The following is a 12,966-nucleotide window of genomic DNA, read 5'->3' on the forward strand; positions in this document are numbered from 1 at the left end:
GTTGGGTTAGGTTTTTACGCTTCCGCTGTGGAAGTTGCTTTCGGTGTGGAAGCGTGTTATTTGATACGAGGCCTAAGGTGCGTAGGGCGGATTTGTTTGATTTTGAGGAGGAGTTTGGTAGGCTTTCGGGTTTTGTTGGTGATTCTTTGACGCGGCTTATTGTTGTTAGGGGGGGTTTGAGGAGGACTGGTAAGACTTCTTTGATATTGACTACGCTTAATGAGTTGGGTGTGCCTTATGTATTTGTTGATGTTAGGGAGGTCATTAGGTCCAGGAGGGGGGGGTTGTATGAGGTTTTGTCTAGGGCGCTAAGTGAGTTCCTTAGGAGGTACTCTCCGTATAAGGCTTTACTTAGCAGTTTCATTAAGATGTTAAGTGGTGTTAGGGGGGGTGTTAGGGTGCATGGTTTTGAGGTCTCGCTTAATTGGGGGGGTAAGGATAGGCCATTGCTCACTGAGTTGTTTAGGGAGTTTGATGAGGTCTCCGCAGGCGTGGGTGTTAGGCTTGTTATTGTTATTGATGAGGCGCAGAGGCTTGGTGGATCGTTGGGAGTTGAGGTTTGGAGTGCCGTGGCCCATGCCTATGACTTTCTCGGGAACATTAAGTTCATAATATCTGGCTCAGAAATGGGTGTCTTGAACTCCATATTTAGTAATCCTGAGTCTCCATTGTTTGGTAGGGCTTATGCGAGGTTGTTACCGAGAGGTTGAGTCGTGAGGAGTCCCTGGAATTTCTTAGACGTGGTTTCTCTGAGGTTAGTGTTAGAGTTAGTGAGGATGAGCTTAGGGAGGTTGTGGATAGGCTTGATGGCGTTATTGGATGGTTGACGTACTATGGTTATTCGAGGAGTGTTGGTGGTAGGGATCTGGAGTCAATAATTAGTGATGCTGTTAACCTGGCTAGGCAAGAGCTCGATAACTTCCTCAGCCTTAGGGTTAGTAGGAGGTATAGGGTGGTACTTAGGTTGCTTGCCTCTGGGGGGGTTAAGGAGTGGGGTTGTTGAAGAGGGGTCTTGAGGATTATGAGGGTTCACCGATTAGTGATAGGGTTCTTCATGATATATTAACGACGTTGAAGAGGTACTCGATAATCAATGAGAACCTGGAGTTTACGGACCCAATAGTTAAGGAGGCGGCGCGGGGGTTGTAATGCCTTTGATGCATAATGTGATTTACTGACGTGCCTGGCATTCGCTTATGTCTATTCCGTGGCTTTTCAGTACTTGCTTTAGTGATCCGTAGTCCTCGGGCTTTAGGTATGGTATTTGGTACGTAGTGCCTTGGTAATTGATGAAGACGTTATACGCATATGGTCTAAAGTCCCTTCCTGTTATGGTCTTGTGGCATATGGTTATTTCGTTAAGTTTTGCCGTGTATGTGCCATTGATTGTATCGAGAACAATAAAGCCGCCCCTAATCTCCACCTTCCTAAGGTTTGCTATGGCTCTTCTTATTGATTTAATACGTGTATGGGAATATACCGATAATGATATAAGTGTGGCTACCACTATTGATGCGACTATTGACAATTCAATGAGTTGGTTACCCTCCGCATATGGTGAAAGAGCGATTATAATTACCACGTATAGTACTAGAAAAAGCATGCTAATTACCATGCCTGTTGAATATCTATTGATTGCTCATTCGGCATCGTTGCCTTCCCAGGACCACTCGCTCATGGGTTAATTAATGTAATTCCTGCCTTGTTATTATGTATTTTGCGTTTCCTTCCCTTTCTATTTTTAGTTGTAGTTCCTGGGCTATTGCTGGTAGGTAGAGTACGAGGGTTCTTATGCATTGTTGTGATGCCTTGGTTCCGTACTTTGTTTGGTGCCATGCGTGGAAGCATGCCATTGTTATCTTGTACTCATTGTCCCTCGTTATGTTCCTCCTACAGTTAATCAGTGCGTAGCTTATTAGGAATTCCCTGATATCACTTATTCCGCACCTATGCCTCTGCTCCTGGCTTTGCAGTAGTGCTTGTTTCACATTATTATTTTATCCACTTGATTTATAAGTTACTTTCAGTGTTGGGGGTTGAAATATTTCGTGAAATTGAAAATTAATCACGAGGCGGTTCCCTCAGGAGTAGTACTTCCACGTAGTCGCCCTCTCGAACGATTTGCCCCCCCTTCCTCGTGAACACGAGTCCATTAACCATCAGGAGTGTGTGCGTTAATGAACTACCCTGTCTCGGTAACTCTTCAATCACGTAATCATTACCGACCCTCCTAACCCTAACCCTATACTGCCTGGCGAACTCCTTATCACCCAGCGTACCCCCTACCTAGCCTAGCCATTACCCTGGGCTCTGCAATATCCACCTTAACACCCGCGAGCCTCTTAATGACCTCCTTAACGACCACAGTCATGGCATTCAAGGCCGATATTGGATGCCCCGACAGGTTAATAATGACCTTATTACCACCCAATACCGCAAGTCCCGTTGGCCTGCCAGGCCTCATCCTTAACCCCCTAATGTATATCCTTGGGTTTAGTGATTTCGTTACCTCATAAACGTAGTCAATACCACTCGGTCCTGTGCCGCCTGTGGTTATCACGATGTCAGCCATGTCCAGGGCCTTCATTACCGCATTTCTAATGGCTTCCTGGTCATCAGGTACTATGGACTTACCCACGACCTCGGCGTACGGTATGTACATCCTCACGTAATTCCCTATGAAGGATGCCGTGCTCTCAACGACCTTACCATTAATTATTGCATCTAATACCTCATTTGGTGCCTTGGCCTCGATTAATTCGGAGCCAGTAGCTACTATGAATATTCTGACCCTCCTCCTAACCCAAACCTCGCCAATACCAAGCTCCAACAGTGCTGGTATGTCCCAGGGCATTATAACCGTACCCTCCCTAAGAGCCACCTCACCCCCCCCTCCTGGCAAAGTCGCCCGCTGGGTCTACATTCTCCCAGGGCTTAACTGGCTTGTTAATGACAACCTCATTATCACTAACGACATCAACGAACTCCTCAGGAACAACTGCATCAGCGCCACTCGGCAAGTAGGCGCCGGTGGTTACGTATGCCGTCTCCATGGGGCCTACCTCAATACTTGACACCTCACCAATACGTACATAACCCACAAGCCTTAGCCTAATTGGTGCCTTGGAAACGTCCTGGCTTCTAACAGCATAACCATCATAGGCGGCCTTTGGGCGTGGTGGTACGTCTATGGGTACCACGACGTCCCTAGAAAGAACCCTACCCATTGACTCCCATACGGGCACCCTCTCCTCATCGATTAGCGATAACGTGCTTATCGCATTGGTTAATTCCTCAAGTTCATGGGGGGGTTCCACGAACTTATACTCGTGAGGTTTCACGTACTTTTAAGGGCAATGCGCTATTTAAAACCTATAGCCTTAATGATTAGTGTGGGTGAACCATTAAGTGTTGATGTGTTGGAGGGGGGGGTGTACCAACTGATTAATTATGATGATGAGGATGAGGAGGCGTTAATACAGGACTTCAGGCTTAGGTATGGGGGGGATAGGTACATGGAGATCCTCAAGAGATCTAGGGAGTTACTGGCTTCGCTTGGGGGGGAGGATGCTGGTGATAGGGTTAGGAGGTTTTACGAGTTATTGGCTGATCACTCAATGGGCAAGGTTAGGGGGGGTTTTGGCGATGCGGCTTACGCATTGGTTAAGTACATGGGGGGGGCTTGGGGGGGGTGATGAGGGTGTCCTTAAGGTTCAATTCAGGCTTATGGGCTTCAACGAGGATGTGCTTACCGAGTTGGTGAGGGCCGGCGTTTTAATGCATAGGAGGAGGGGGGTATACTCTTCGTGCCTGAGTACTTAATACCCAGGCTCCTCGAGATGTCAGGCGACGTACCAATACCCAGCATTAGGGAAATACTAAGCGGCTTAGATGCCCTTGGGCTAGTTGCTGTGGAATCGGCGGCCTTCGGTTCAAAACCCATTAATTGGTTGTTTAGGGCTATTTATGGGGTTGACTTTAAGGACTTCGTGCTTAGGGTGAGGATTGATAACGTGCTTGACGGTTCAATCGGCGAATTAATACTTAACCCATCCATTGACCTGAGGGAGCTTAGGTCCGTGATCCACGATATGAAGGACTCCAGTGCCAGGGCTATGAGGAGGGTATTAAGCCCTCACGGCCAATACACATATAGTAAAGTTGCTAGGTGTGGTATTGTTTATACGGTGTTTGGTGAGGGTGGTAGGGAATTGATAATGCTCTATCCATGGATTGTACCGAGTAGGAGAGTCCTGGATTACCACCCACGTGAGGATAGGGTCATAGTAATAATGCATAGGCCCAGCGAGGAATTTACGGATATAATGAGCGAGCACACTAATGATTTACCACCGCGCACCGGGTTCGTGTTCATAAGCGGTAATGAGGCCGTGGTTTACAAGCCGCAGTCCATGAATAGGTCCTTTGACTCATTCCTCGACTTCCTATACGGGTCAAACCTGAGAGTTACCTACCTTAACTAGCCCTTTATCAGGCCTATGACGAGGCCTATTATGAATGCCAGTGATGAGTATGGAATGGCGCCAATGAATTGCTGAGCCTTCACGTAGGCTACGCTCATTGCATAGCCTGCGTAATGCAGTAACGTGACTAGTGTTGATGGGCTTAGGTAGCCCAGGGCTATCGCGAGTATTACTATGGCTAGCAGTATTAGGCGACGCCTATCAACCTCCTTATTAGGATACCCACGAGTAGCCCAAGTATGAACAAGCCTATTATACTGACTATCTGCGTTAGTGTTAAACCAAATATCTCCATTTAGGAATAAATTATAGGAGCGGTAATATAAAAGTTAACCCATGCTACTAAGTACCTCCTTAACGGCCTTAGACAACAGCTCAGATACCTCACGACCCTCCTCCTCAGTCAGGTAATGCCTACCAACCACGTGACCAGCCATTGGTATTACGTGGAAGTGCAGGTGAAAAATTACCTGGCCGGCCTCGGCACCATTGTTTTGGACTATCCTAACGCCAGGCGCATTTAATGCTTTGATAACAGCCATGGCCACGGCTTTAGTAACCCTTATCACGCGGCATAGCTCGTCACTCGGGATCTCAGTTATATCCCTATAATGCCTCTTTGGCATTACGAGTGTGTGACCCCCTATTTATTGGGTACTTATCGAGTATTGCGATTACATGGTCATCCTCATAAACCACGTAGGCAGGTTCCTCACCCCCCCTGATTATTCTGCAGAATACGCAGTCCATAGTGATAAGACGCCAATAATAACCTGCTTTAAAGATTTAATTGCTCAGCACATGCCTCCGTACGATGAGATAGATAGTAGGTAAAAGCTGACGGTAAATATCACGAGAATAGCCACAAAGACCATAAGCAATAGGTCACTGGCACTACCCCCCCTACCGAGATAATTCATTAACAGGTAAATGCCCGCGACCGCCAGTATTAGGCTAGTATCTCCATCATCGTAAATGGGCCTGAGCATGTTGATGCAACGCCAGGCGTGTAAACCGCGTACCAGAACCCCCCCATTACGAATAGCACGAGTAGCAATGCAGCCACAATACCAAGGGCTGCAAGCCACTTACTCGGCGTTACTGAGCTCATCAATGTACGCCTGAAACAACCCCCCCTTTTAAAGATGACTTACCCACCGTAATTAATGAACACCGCGTATACCCGGTAAATTAGGAACTAAGCAATAGGGATATTATATTCATTATTAGGTTGATAAGGCCTGAGGGATTAATAATAGACCCTATATACCCAAGCCAATTGATTCAATTTATGAATAACGTCATGAGACTCACCGCATTTAGTGCGTTTAATGTGGATCCATGCTACGTGGGTTATTGGGAATACTCATTGGGGGCAAATCCTAGAACCATCAATTAGGAAGTACCTACTTACCAATCTTTACGTCTTTGTATGGACAGCACCCACATTCGTATCCCTACCAATCCTTGGAATTCCGGCTTATGCTGATGGCAATGGGACCTTTTACTGGGACACGTGCCTGGCGGTGGGCAATGTGGTTAATGTGGAGTGGTTAATGGGTCATAACCTGGTTTATTGGGTCCCCCCCGTGGGTGTGATTGGCTATGAGAATTACCTTGAGGACTCCACCATGTATTATAATAATGGTTTTGTGGTCTCCCAATTAGGGGCCATTGATTATTACTACGGATACGAACAGTACAGTGCCGGCATTACCAACACCTTAATTGGCAATCAGGGCGGTGCCGGTGTTTGGGGCCCAGCACCAATGAGTGGCGTTAATCAATATGGCGTGTTCCTACTCGGCGTTGTATCAGTAATCCCATTTATAGGCGTTAACATGACACTACCTCCAGGCGCCACTGAGGATATTGGCAACCTGCTTAGCCCCACCGAGACAATAAGCTTTAATGGCTGGACTGTGGAGGTGGCTAACATCACGTGGACCTTCAACATAGATTATGGGAGTAATCAAAAGATGTTTGCGAATGCCTTCGAGAATCTCTTAGCTAATTTATTCATACCAAGCCTAACCTCAGTAAGTGACGCCGAATTTAATGTGCATTTCGATAATTACGTAATCACATTGTATAGGCCATACGAGTACTTCACGACCGAGACCATTTGGGTCAATACGACGTGGATGACAATCTTCATACCTCAATCAAGCACCGTAGTGAGTATACCAATGTATCATCAACAATCATCGACCCCCCCATCAAACTCCTACGTGAGTGGCGTATCATCAAGTAGGTACTACTTATTATATGGTTTGTATGGTTATGGATAGGTCAATGGCATTAAGCACCTCTAGGCGATGAATCCTCTGGAATATGTTTTAAATACCGGGGTTAAGCCATGACCTATTAATGGATAATAATGACCTGAGCTTTCATGGTAAGGTGCTTTATACGGGGATTGAGAAGTGCCCCCCCGTATGTGGTAGGGATTCTCTTCATGTGATTGAGATACTATACAATGACCCTGCCTTTGGTGACTTAATACTATATAGCAATCAATGTGACTACTGCGGTTATAGGAGGGTTGATATTCATTACCTAAACTCCAGGGGGGGCCTGTCAGGATAATATACGAGATTAAGGATGATGTGGATGTCTATAGGACCTACATATTTAGGTCAAGGACCGCCAGGATAAGCAGTCCTGAGCTTGGCTTTGACATCGATCCAGGACCTGATGCGGAGGCCATGATAACCACGGTGGAGGGCCTATTGCTAAGGATGATTGATGTTGCGGAAAGGATGGAGGTTCTTAATGAGGATAATGAGGAGAGTATGCGTAGGCTGAGGGAGTTTAAGGATAAAGTACAGAGGGCTCTTCAGGGAGGTCTTAGGTTTAGGATAATCATTGAGGATCCATACGGTAATTCAGTAATCAAACCGCCACCAGGTCGTGATTCCGAGGTCCGTATAGAGCCACTCAACCCGATGGCGTGATAACCCCCCCCTTGAGTTAAGTTTTTAACTTCCTGATAATGCCGATAATCAATGCCTAGGCGTAGGCGTACATCGGGGGGGATGTCACCATTCATAGCCGCTGGGTTAGTTAAGTTTAATGAGGCTAAGGAAATTGAGAGGATTAAGATAAGCCCGCAGGCCGTTATATTCCTCGGTATTGCAATCTCGGTAATAATAATAATCCTGAAGTTCCTAGTTCCCCCCCTCTAAGCTCCTCCTCTTCGCGATTCCACCCTCATGAACAGCCCTTATAATGTCCTTAATTAACTCCGGTTTTTCCTCAACAATCGTACCCGTAACTATCGCGTCAGCGCCAGCCCGGGCTAATTCCGCCGCCTTCTCGGGATCTCTGATGCCACCACCAACGATTAATGGCTTACTCACCAACTGCTTTACCCTGGAGACCATTCTTGGCCTCACGGGTTCGCGAGCACCACTGCCGGCCTCGAGATATATCATGTCAAAACCCATTAACTGGGCTGCGTATGCGTAGGCTAGGGCGATGTCATCCCTATCGTAGGGTATTGGCCTTGCATTACTTACGTAGCCGACGGCGCCGCCATCGCCGATTATTATGTAAGCCAGTGATATTGGCTCCAGGTTCCTAAACCTCTTTATTAGTAGTACCGAGGCCTGTATTTGGGCGCCTACTATGAAGTACGGATCAGTGCTGTTAAGTACGCTGAGGAAGAACACGGCATCGGCATACCTACTCAGGTTTGCCACGCTGCCTGGGAATAGAATAACGGGTATCTTCATCGAACCCTTAACCGCGCTTAGGTACTCATCGAGCTGCCCCTCGGATATGCCTAGTGAACCACCAACCATAAGCGCATCACTGCCGTATTCCTGAACCATCAATGCCAATTCCTTGAATTCCTTAGCGGTTACCTTATCTGGGTCAAGCAATGTCATGTGTATTGTGCCGACCTCGGCAATACGCTTAAGTAGGTAATCCTTAACACCCATTAGGAATGAGGGAGTAATTATTGAATTTTAAGTATCACTCCTCGGTATAGCCTGTATCCTCAGAGTACTCGCTCTCCTCGCCGTAAACCTCCTCAGCGCTGCCCTCGCTGAATTCCTCACCACCCTCGGTGAAGGGCTCGGTTGATTCCTGCGTCTCCTGTTCCTGCTCCTCGCTTAGTAATGGATTTGTCTTGGTTGTTAATTGGGATAATGACACGGTTACCTCCTTCTTAGGCTTTATCTGACCCTGGTAATAAAGGTCAACGAATTTGTTGAAGTAATCCACGGGGGGGAGTAAACCTGGTATGTAATTGAACTCAGCCTCAAGGCCGCAATTACCGCAGTTAACCAGTACCTTCCCCCCCTCCTTCTTATCAATCTTCACATTAACCAATGGTGCGCCGCAGTGTGGGCATGTGAATATCTTTGGCAGTGTCTTCTTGGGCTTTAGTAGTAACTTCTTACGACTTTTCCTCCTACGACCCATCGAAGCCCCAACTAAACTTTAATATAAATATCTTTTTCTTCCTATTCCCACTAATTGCCTGTAAACCCAGTAATTCAGGTCAGCCGGGTATGTTATCGTCATTGATCCGCGTAACTCTGAATCATCATGAGCACCATATCGAGCATAATCAAGCACTCAATAGGTATTGAAATAATACTTAAAAAACCTTATCGAGCATTTAATTGATGCATGGATTAATCACGAGCATTGGCGATGCTGTAATTACGTATTTGGTAATCGTGGTTGTGGCATTAATAATATCATTAGTATTGACCTATGCCGCGTTAAGGATTAGGGTGATTACGAGGGATGCCGTCATACCATCGGTTCTCATAGGCTCTATGATACTCCTTGGTGGGCCATCATCAATACTGCCATTCGTGGTATTCCTAGGAAGCTCAAGCGCACTTACCAAGGTGGGTGTTGAGAGGAAGGAGGAGCTTGGCACTGCCGAGGATGTTAAGGGGGAGGAATTGGAAGCAGGTACTGGCTGTTGGCTTGGTACCAAGCACCCTTGCGTTGCTGGCTGGCGTGGCTTACTTCGCGCACGATATCGCCATGTATCAATTACTCTCCACGGCGGCCGTAACTAGCATCGCCTACTCAAACGCGGATACCTGGGCCTCTGAATTGGGTGTTCTCAGTAGGTCAAGGCCTAGGTTGATAACGAGGCCCTGGACCGCAGTCGACCCTGGTGTGTCGGGTGGCGTTACATTACTTGGTGAGCTCAGCTCATTCACTGGGTCAACCGTAATAGCACTAACTTACTTAGGCATTCAATACCTGCTCAGGTTCCTGGGGGGGTATATAAGCTCAGTGAATATTTGGCTTGTCATTGTTGTTTTAATCCTTGGTTACCTGGGTGAGGTCCTTGATAGTGTTTTTGGGGGGGCTTTGTTCCAACCTAAGTATGTATGCCCTAGGTGTGGCGTTATGACTGATAGGGAGATTCACGTGTGTGGTGAGAGGGCCGTGAGAGTCATGGGTAGTTATGACCTTGAGAATGAGGATGTAAACCTGCTCGTATCAGCCATAATAGCTGCGGCTTCAATAATTACCTTATTACTGTTAATAAGTCCTCGCGTGATTATACCCAATTTATAAGGCTAGCGGGTAGGTAATTATTCCTCATGGGCATTCATAAGTACAGGCATATTTATTGCATATTTATGCCTGGATATACAGGGCTATTACGTATACGTACCTAATCATGAACCCTTTAAATCTGGCTGTCTACGTCTACTTAATGACCCAGATAACGAATATTTACGCCGATTTCAAGAAAATCGAGGAATTAGTTGCGAGGGGGGGCTTGTGGGTGGCTGTTAAGTATGCGAGGGGGGGTACCTGCGTGAGTTTCACGCCAAAGAAGGTTCTTGAGTATGCGGAGTTCAATGACGCAATACCTGTGGTACTCACGCTGGTTAAGCATGTGCTTAAGCAGCTTAGTGATTCCGGTTATTTGCAGGTTGATAGTAGTAGGAGTGTCGTTAGGTACAGGCTGTGTAAGGACTCCAGGCTTTGGGGTTGATAAAGCAGAGTAGTGGTCCTGAGGATGTATTAAAATTCCTCGAGGAAGTGACCCAGTGAGTCGTTACTCTAAATCCAACACCTTATATATGAGGCATGCACATTCTCATTGAAATGAGTGGGGGGGAAGGCAGTACCAGGATGGGCGGTGTGTTAAGGGGGGTTTTGGAGAGACGAATTTAATAGGCATTATTAGGAACATCACTGGTTCGGCCGAGGATAATGACTTGGAATTTATCGAGGTTGATGGCACCGCATTGGCCATTAAGATTGATGGTATATCACTATCGACATCGAGAATGCCCTTCATGACCTACTTCGACATGGGTTGGAAGGTCATGATGGCAGTGGGTAGCGACTTCCTCGTAAAGCTAAGTAGGCCTCTTTATGCCGTGGTCTCAATAACCATGAGAGGCAGCTCGGGTATTGATGAGTTTAGGGAGTTGATTAGTGGGTTGAATGAGGGAGCAAACTACCTTAGCATGAGGTATTTAGGTGGTGATTTAAATGAGGGGGGGTTTGATGACATTATTGATGTTGCCGCAGTGGGTAAGCCATTGGCTGGTGTTATAGGTAGGAGGCCTAGGATTGGTGATGTTCTCGTGACCAAGCCTTACTTTGGTTATACGGGTCTCGTGTTTAAACTATACTATAGTAATGAGTTGGATAGGTGGGTTGATTTGAGGATTGTTAAGGAGGGGGGGATAGACATGATTAAACGACCCAAACTTGAGATGAATTTACTAAATGAATTATTGAAACGTAGAGACTGCATTTCGGCTAGTATGGACTCAAGTGATGGGCTTGGTAAGGTGCTTTGGACAATGGCCATGGACGGCAACGTTAAGATAGTGATTAATGATTTACCAGTTAATGAGGAGTTTCTTAACATGGTGAGTGAAATCAGCGGTATTAATATTGAGGAGGTCGTGTTTAATGGCGGTGAGGAGTTCCTGCCCGTGTTCTCAGTAAGGAGGGATTGCATACCCGAGTTTGAGGAGCTTGGTTTTAAGGCGTTTGCAACGGTTGAGGAGGGTAGCGGCGTTTACTTTAGGGACTCAATACTTAGGTATAGGGGGGGTTGGGACTACTTCATTGGCTGGGCCAGTACCTAAGCCTCAATAGCCCTTATTTCGCCCTTCACGAATATCTCACGCGTCAATGTTACGATAACTACTATAGCCATTACGTAAAGCGCCGTGGTTATTATAAACATTAATTGATAGGAGAACTTCGCAGGCAGCGTTATCCAGAACAGGGGGGCCTTAATGAAATGAGCACTGAGCTTGGTACATACTCATTAATGAACCAGCCACCGCGGGCCCCCCCACGCACCCCCTATGTTCCTAAAGACCGAGTTAAGACCTGTGGCAAGGCCCATGTTTCTCCTGCCCACGGAGAAGACTAGGATGTTTATCACCGCGACATTAACCATACTTATGCCGGCGGCTAGTACGGACATCGACCCTATCACATATGATAAGCCGAGGAATGACGTGTACGTGAGCATTAATAGGCCGATTATGGCTATTGAGGAGCCAATGACAGCCAACTTCCTGGCGCCGATGCTCGTGATTACCCTACCGGCTATTGGCGCAACTATCATCTGAACAACGGCCATGGGTATCATCATGATGCCTGCATCAAGTATTGATAGGTCATAACCAAGAGGCTTGGGCGACTCAAGTAGGTATGTTAAGGCTTGAGCCATTAGGAATAGGGCGAAGCCGGCCAGGGCAACGCCTATGTTGGCGGCCATGACATTCCTATTACCTAATAGGTTTATTGGAACCAGGGGGGGTAATCAACCGTTGTTTCGTAAAGCACAAATACTCCAAAGCCTAGCACAAAGAGTGTAAGTAGGGACATTATTAGTGGGTCAGTCCAGCCGTAGGTTGGTGCGTCTGTGACCGCTATTAAGCCGCTGGCCAGTGATGCTGAGAGTAGGAATAGGCCGACCCAATCAATTGGTTGTGGGTTCTTAATCCTACTCTCCCTGATGTATAGGTAAACCATTAAATCCTCGATTATGATGAAGGGATATACCGTGTGGTACGTGGCTTGCCAACCGAGGGTTTGGGATACGTAGGCACCTAGCGGTAGTGATACTGCCATTCCAACCCCGAACATGGCGCTTATTAGTCCCTGGACCTGCGGTATCATGCGCGGTGGAAACTCCTCCCTAACTAAGGCGAAGGCGAGGGGGGGCATCATTGCCATGCCAACGCCCTGCAATGCCCTACCCACCAGGAGCATTCCATAGCTCGTTGAGAACCCTGTGATGAGGGCGCCAATAGTGTACGTAATCATCGTTATCATGAGCATTCTCTTCTTACCATACATGTCGCCGAGCTTACCCATTATGGCTGAGGATAGTGTACCCATGAGGATGTATATCGATAATATCCAGGAGGCATCGGCAGTAGATATATTGAGGTCTCTCTGAATCGTTGGTAGTGATGGTACGAGCATCCCTCGGTATACATAACAACGAGTG

General features: G+C 46.9%; 23 protein-coding genes and 2 pseudogenes. 12 read left to right on the top strand and 13 right to left on the bottom strand.

Going from position 1 to position 12,966, the window contains the following annotated elements; genetic code table 11:
- The first annotated feature begins 53 nt into the window (after window positions 1–53).
- From JCM11217_RS15745 to JCM11217_RS15755, 3 genes are read left to right on the top strand one after another with little or no spacing between them, the layout of a single operon-like run.
- Window positions 54–710, top strand: a complete 657-nt coding sequence (locus JCM11217_RS15745) for an ATP-binding protein (protein ID WP_243679021.1) — start codon at window positions 54–56, stop codon at window positions 708–710.
- A complete protein-coding gene (locus tag JCM11217_RS15750; RefSeq protein ID WP_243679023.1) occupies window positions 707–1,003 on the top strand; it encodes a hypothetical protein in 297 nt (98 codons plus the stop codon). The genes JCM11217_RS15745 and JCM11217_RS15750 overlap by 4 nt, the downstream gene beginning before the upstream one ends.
- Window positions 997–1,149 carry a hypothetical protein gene (locus JCM11217_RS15755; protein WP_243679025.1) on the top strand — a complete coding sequence of 51 codons (153 nt, stop codon included), beginning with the start codon at window positions 997–999 and terminating at the stop codon, window positions 1,147–1,149. The genes JCM11217_RS15750 and JCM11217_RS15755 overlap by 7 nt, the downstream gene beginning before the upstream one ends.
- Window positions 1,150–1,171: 22 nt before the next feature.
- On the opposite strand, the gene JCM11217_RS09275 is transcribed toward JCM11217_RS15755, so the two are convergent.
- The 5 genes from JCM11217_RS09275 to JCM11217_RS15770 form a co-directional block, all read right to left on the bottom strand.
- Entirely contained in the window at window positions 1,172–1,603 is a 432-nt protein-coding gene (locus JCM11217_RS09275; RefSeq protein ID WP_243679026.1) for a hypothetical protein, read from the bottom strand.
- Between the two features lie 82 nt (window positions 1,604–1,685).
- Window positions 1,686–1,988, bottom strand: a complete 303-nt coding sequence (locus JCM11217_RS09280; RefSeq protein WP_054842753.1) for a hypothetical protein — start codon at window positions 1,986–1,988, stop codon at window positions 1,686–1,688.
- A gap of 73 nt (window positions 1,989–2,061) precedes the next feature.
- Window positions 2,062–2,211, bottom strand: coding sequence for a hypothetical protein (locus JCM11217_RS15760; protein ID WP_243679028.1), 150 nt, complete (start codon window positions 2,209–2,211; stop codon window positions 2,062–2,064).
- A 55-nt stretch (window positions 2,212–2,266) separates the two neighbouring features.
- Window positions 2,267–2,881 (bottom strand): molybdopterin-binding protein, encoded by a 615-nt coding sequence (locus JCM11217_RS15765; protein ID WP_243679029.1) that lies wholly within the window; start codon window positions 2,879–2,881, stop codon window positions 2,267–2,269.
- Window position 2,882: 1 nt separating this feature from the next.
- Window positions 2,883–3,341 (bottom strand): hypothetical protein, encoded by a 459-nt coding sequence (locus JCM11217_RS15770; RefSeq protein WP_243679030.1) that lies wholly within the window; start codon window positions 3,339–3,341, stop codon window positions 2,883–2,885.
- A 51-nt stretch (window positions 3,342–3,392) separates the two neighbouring features.
- On the opposite strand from JCM11217_RS15770, the gene JCM11217_RS09290 reads away from it, so the two are divergent.
- From JCM11217_RS09290 to JCM11217_RS09295, 3 genes are read left to right on the top strand one after another with little or no spacing between them, the layout of a single operon-like run.
- Window positions 3,393–3,695: a hypothetical protein gene (locus JCM11217_RS09290; protein WP_243679031.1), complete on the top strand. Its 303-nt coding sequence runs from the start codon at window positions 3,393–3,395 to the stop codon at window positions 3,693–3,695.
- Window positions 3,646–3,822, top strand: coding sequence for a hypothetical protein (locus JCM11217_RS15775; protein ID WP_243679032.1), 177 nt, complete (start codon window positions 3,646–3,648; stop codon window positions 3,820–3,822). The genes JCM11217_RS09290 and JCM11217_RS15775 overlap by 50 nt, the downstream gene beginning before the upstream one ends.
- Complete coding sequence (locus JCM11217_RS09295; protein WP_054842755.1) at window positions 3,807–4,484, top strand: hypothetical protein; 678 nt, start codon at window positions 3,807–3,809, stop codon at window positions 4,482–4,484. Before JCM11217_RS15775 ends, JCM11217_RS09295 begins: the two co-directional genes overlap by 16 nt.
- A 329-nt stretch (window positions 4,485–4,813) precedes the next feature.
- Here JCM11217_RS09295 and JCM11217_RS09305 read toward each other — a convergent pair whose 3' ends face one another.
- From JCM11217_RS09305 to JCM11217_RS15790, 4 genes are read right to left on the bottom strand one after another with little or no spacing between them, the layout of a single operon-like run.
- A complete protein-coding gene (locus JCM11217_RS09305; RefSeq protein ID WP_243679033.1) occupies window positions 4,814–5,110 on the bottom strand; it encodes an HIT domain-containing protein in 297 nt (98 codons plus the stop codon).
- Window positions 5,091–5,234, bottom strand: coding sequence for a hypothetical protein (locus JCM11217_RS15780; protein ID WP_243679034.1), 144 nt, complete (start codon window positions 5,232–5,234; stop codon window positions 5,091–5,093). The genes JCM11217_RS09305 and JCM11217_RS15780 overlap by 20 nt, the downstream gene beginning before the upstream one ends.
- Window positions 5,235–5,278: 44 nt before the next feature.
- Window positions 5,279–5,473: a hypothetical protein gene (locus JCM11217_RS15785; protein WP_243679035.1), complete on the bottom strand. Its 195-nt coding sequence runs from the start codon at window positions 5,471–5,473 to the stop codon at window positions 5,279–5,281.
- Window positions 5,434–5,595: a hypothetical protein gene (locus JCM11217_RS15790; RefSeq protein ID WP_243679036.1), complete on the bottom strand. Its 162-nt coding sequence runs from the start codon at window positions 5,593–5,595 to the stop codon at window positions 5,434–5,436. Before JCM11217_RS15790 ends, JCM11217_RS15785 begins: the two co-directional genes overlap by 40 nt.
- Before the next feature lie 211 nt (window positions 5,596–5,806).
- Between JCM11217_RS15790 and JCM11217_RS09315 the strand changes: the two genes are divergently transcribed.
- The 3 genes and pseudogenes from JCM11217_RS09315 to JCM11217_RS09325 all read left to right on the top strand — a co-directional run bounded on the left by JCM11217_RS09315 (window position 5,807) and on the right by JCM11217_RS09325 (window position 7,672).
- Window positions 5,807–6,775 carry a hypothetical protein gene (locus JCM11217_RS09315; protein WP_243679037.1) on the top strand — a complete coding sequence of 323 codons (969 nt, stop codon included), beginning with the start codon at window positions 5,807–5,809 and terminating at the stop codon, window positions 6,773–6,775.
- Between the two features lie 79 nt (window positions 6,776–6,854).
- A pseudogene (locus JCM11217_RS09320) lies at window positions 6,855–7,441 on the top strand (ZPR1 zinc finger domain-containing protein).
- A gap of 51 nt (window positions 7,442–7,492) precedes the next feature.
- Window positions 7,493–7,672, top strand: coding sequence for a preprotein translocase subunit Sec61beta (locus JCM11217_RS09325; protein ID WP_054842757.1), 180 nt, complete (start codon window positions 7,493–7,495; stop codon window positions 7,670–7,672).
- Here the strand turns inward: JCM11217_RS09325 and JCM11217_RS09330 are convergent.
- Together JCM11217_RS09330 and JCM11217_RS09335 are read right to left on the bottom strand one after the other, a co-directional pair.
- A complete protein-coding gene (locus tag JCM11217_RS09330) occupies window positions 7,655–8,431 on the bottom strand; it encodes a geranylgeranylglyceryl/heptaprenylglyceryl phosphate synthase (RefSeq protein WP_054842758.1) in 777 nt (258 codons plus the stop codon). The two genes, JCM11217_RS09325 and JCM11217_RS09330, sit on opposite strands and share 18 nt — an antisense overlap.
- 34 nt (window positions 8,432–8,465) lie before the next feature.
- Window positions 8,466–8,918 carry a hypothetical protein gene (locus JCM11217_RS09335; RefSeq protein ID WP_054842759.1) on the bottom strand — a complete coding sequence of 151 codons (453 nt, stop codon included), beginning with the start codon at window positions 8,916–8,918 and terminating at the stop codon, window positions 8,466–8,468.
- A gap of 206 nt (window positions 8,919–9,124) precedes the next feature.
- On the opposite strand from JCM11217_RS09335, the pseudogene JCM11217_RS09340 reads away from it, so the two are divergent.
- The 3 genes and pseudogenes from JCM11217_RS09340 to JCM11217_RS09350 all read left to right on the top strand — a co-directional run bounded on the left by JCM11217_RS09340 (window position 9,125) and on the right by JCM11217_RS09350 (window position 11,584).
- Window positions 9,125–10,043: pseudogene (locus tag JCM11217_RS09340) on the top strand (DUF92 domain-containing protein).
- 142 nt (window positions 10,044–10,185) lie between these two features.
- Complete coding sequence (locus JCM11217_RS09345; protein WP_054842760.1) at window positions 10,186–10,470, top strand: hypothetical protein; 285 nt, start codon at window positions 10,186–10,188, stop codon at window positions 10,468–10,470.
- A 226-nt stretch (window positions 10,471–10,696) separates the two neighbouring features.
- Window positions 10,697–11,584 (top strand): AIR synthase related protein, encoded by an 888-nt coding sequence (locus JCM11217_RS09350; RefSeq protein WP_243679038.1) that lies wholly within the window; start codon window positions 10,697–10,699, stop codon window positions 11,582–11,584.
- Between the two features lie 185 nt (window positions 11,585–11,769).
- On the opposite strand, the gene JCM11217_RS15795 is transcribed toward JCM11217_RS09350, so the two are convergent.
- Both JCM11217_RS15795 and JCM11217_RS15800 read right to left on the bottom strand, forming a co-directional pair.
- Window positions 11,770–12,228 carry an MFS transporter gene (locus JCM11217_RS15795; RefSeq protein ID WP_243679039.1) on the bottom strand — a complete coding sequence of 153 codons (459 nt, stop codon included), beginning with the start codon at window positions 12,226–12,228 and terminating at the stop codon, window positions 11,770–11,772.
- Between the two features lie 23 nt (window positions 12,229–12,251).
- Window positions 12,252–12,941, bottom strand: coding sequence for an MFS transporter (locus JCM11217_RS15800; protein ID WP_243679040.1), 690 nt, complete (start codon window positions 12,939–12,941; stop codon window positions 12,252–12,254).
- Window positions 12,942–12,966: the final 25 nt, after the last annotated feature.

Source organism: Vulcanisaeta distributa JCM 11217, from assembly GCF_001316005.1.
Lineage (GTDB): Archaea > Thermoproteota > Thermoprotei > Thermoproteales > Thermocladiaceae > Vulcanisaeta > Vulcanisaeta distributa_B.

Excerpts from the sequence above, each read along its gene's own strand:
- JCM11217_RS09275 (WP_243679026.1), bottom strand. The coding sequence starts at position 1,603 with ATGCTTTTTCTAGTACTATACGTGGTAATTATAATCGCTCTTTCACCA.
- JCM11217_RS15775 (WP_243679032.1), top strand. The coding sequence starts at position 3,646 with ATGCGGCTTACGCATTGGTTAAGTACATGGGGGGGGCTTGGGGGGGGT.
- JCM11217_RS09305 (WP_243679033.1), bottom strand. The coding sequence starts at position 5,110 with ATGCCAAAGAGGCATTATAGGGATATAACTGAGATCCCGAGTGACGAG.
- JCM11217_RS15780 (WP_243679034.1), bottom strand. The coding sequence starts at position 5,234 with ATGGACTGCGTATTCTGCAGAATAATCAGGGGGGGTGAGGAACCTGCC.
- JCM11217_RS15785 (WP_243679035.1), bottom strand. The coding sequence starts at position 5,473 with ATGCTCAGGCCCATTTACGATGATGGAGATACTAGCCTAATACTGGCG.
- JCM11217_RS15790 (WP_243679036.1), bottom strand. The coding sequence starts at position 5,595 with ATGAGCTCAGTAACGCCGAGTAAGTGGCTTGCAGCCCTTGGTATTGTG.
- JCM11217_RS09325 (WP_054842757.1), top strand. The coding sequence starts at position 7,493 with ATGCCTAGGCGTAGGCGTACATCGGGGGGGATGTCACCATTCATAGCC.
- JCM11217_RS09330 (WP_054842758.1), bottom strand. The coding sequence starts at position 8,431 with ATGGGTGTTAAGGATTACCTACTTAAGCGTATTGCCGAGGTCGGCACA.
- JCM11217_RS09335 (WP_054842759.1), bottom strand. The coding sequence starts at position 8,918 with ATGGGTCGTAGGAGGAAAAGTCGTAAGAAGTTACTACTAAAGCCCAAG.
- JCM11217_RS09345 (WP_054842760.1), top strand. The coding sequence starts at position 10,186 with ATGACCCAGATAACGAATATTTACGCCGATTTCAAGAAAATCGAGGAA.
- JCM11217_RS15795 (WP_243679039.1), bottom strand. The coding sequence starts at position 12,228 with ATGGCCGCCAACATAGGCGTTGCCCTGGCCGGCTTCGCCCTATTCCTA.
- JCM11217_RS15800 (WP_243679040.1), bottom strand. The coding sequence starts at position 12,941 with ATGCTCGTACCATCACTACCAACGATTCAGAGAGACCTCAATATATCT.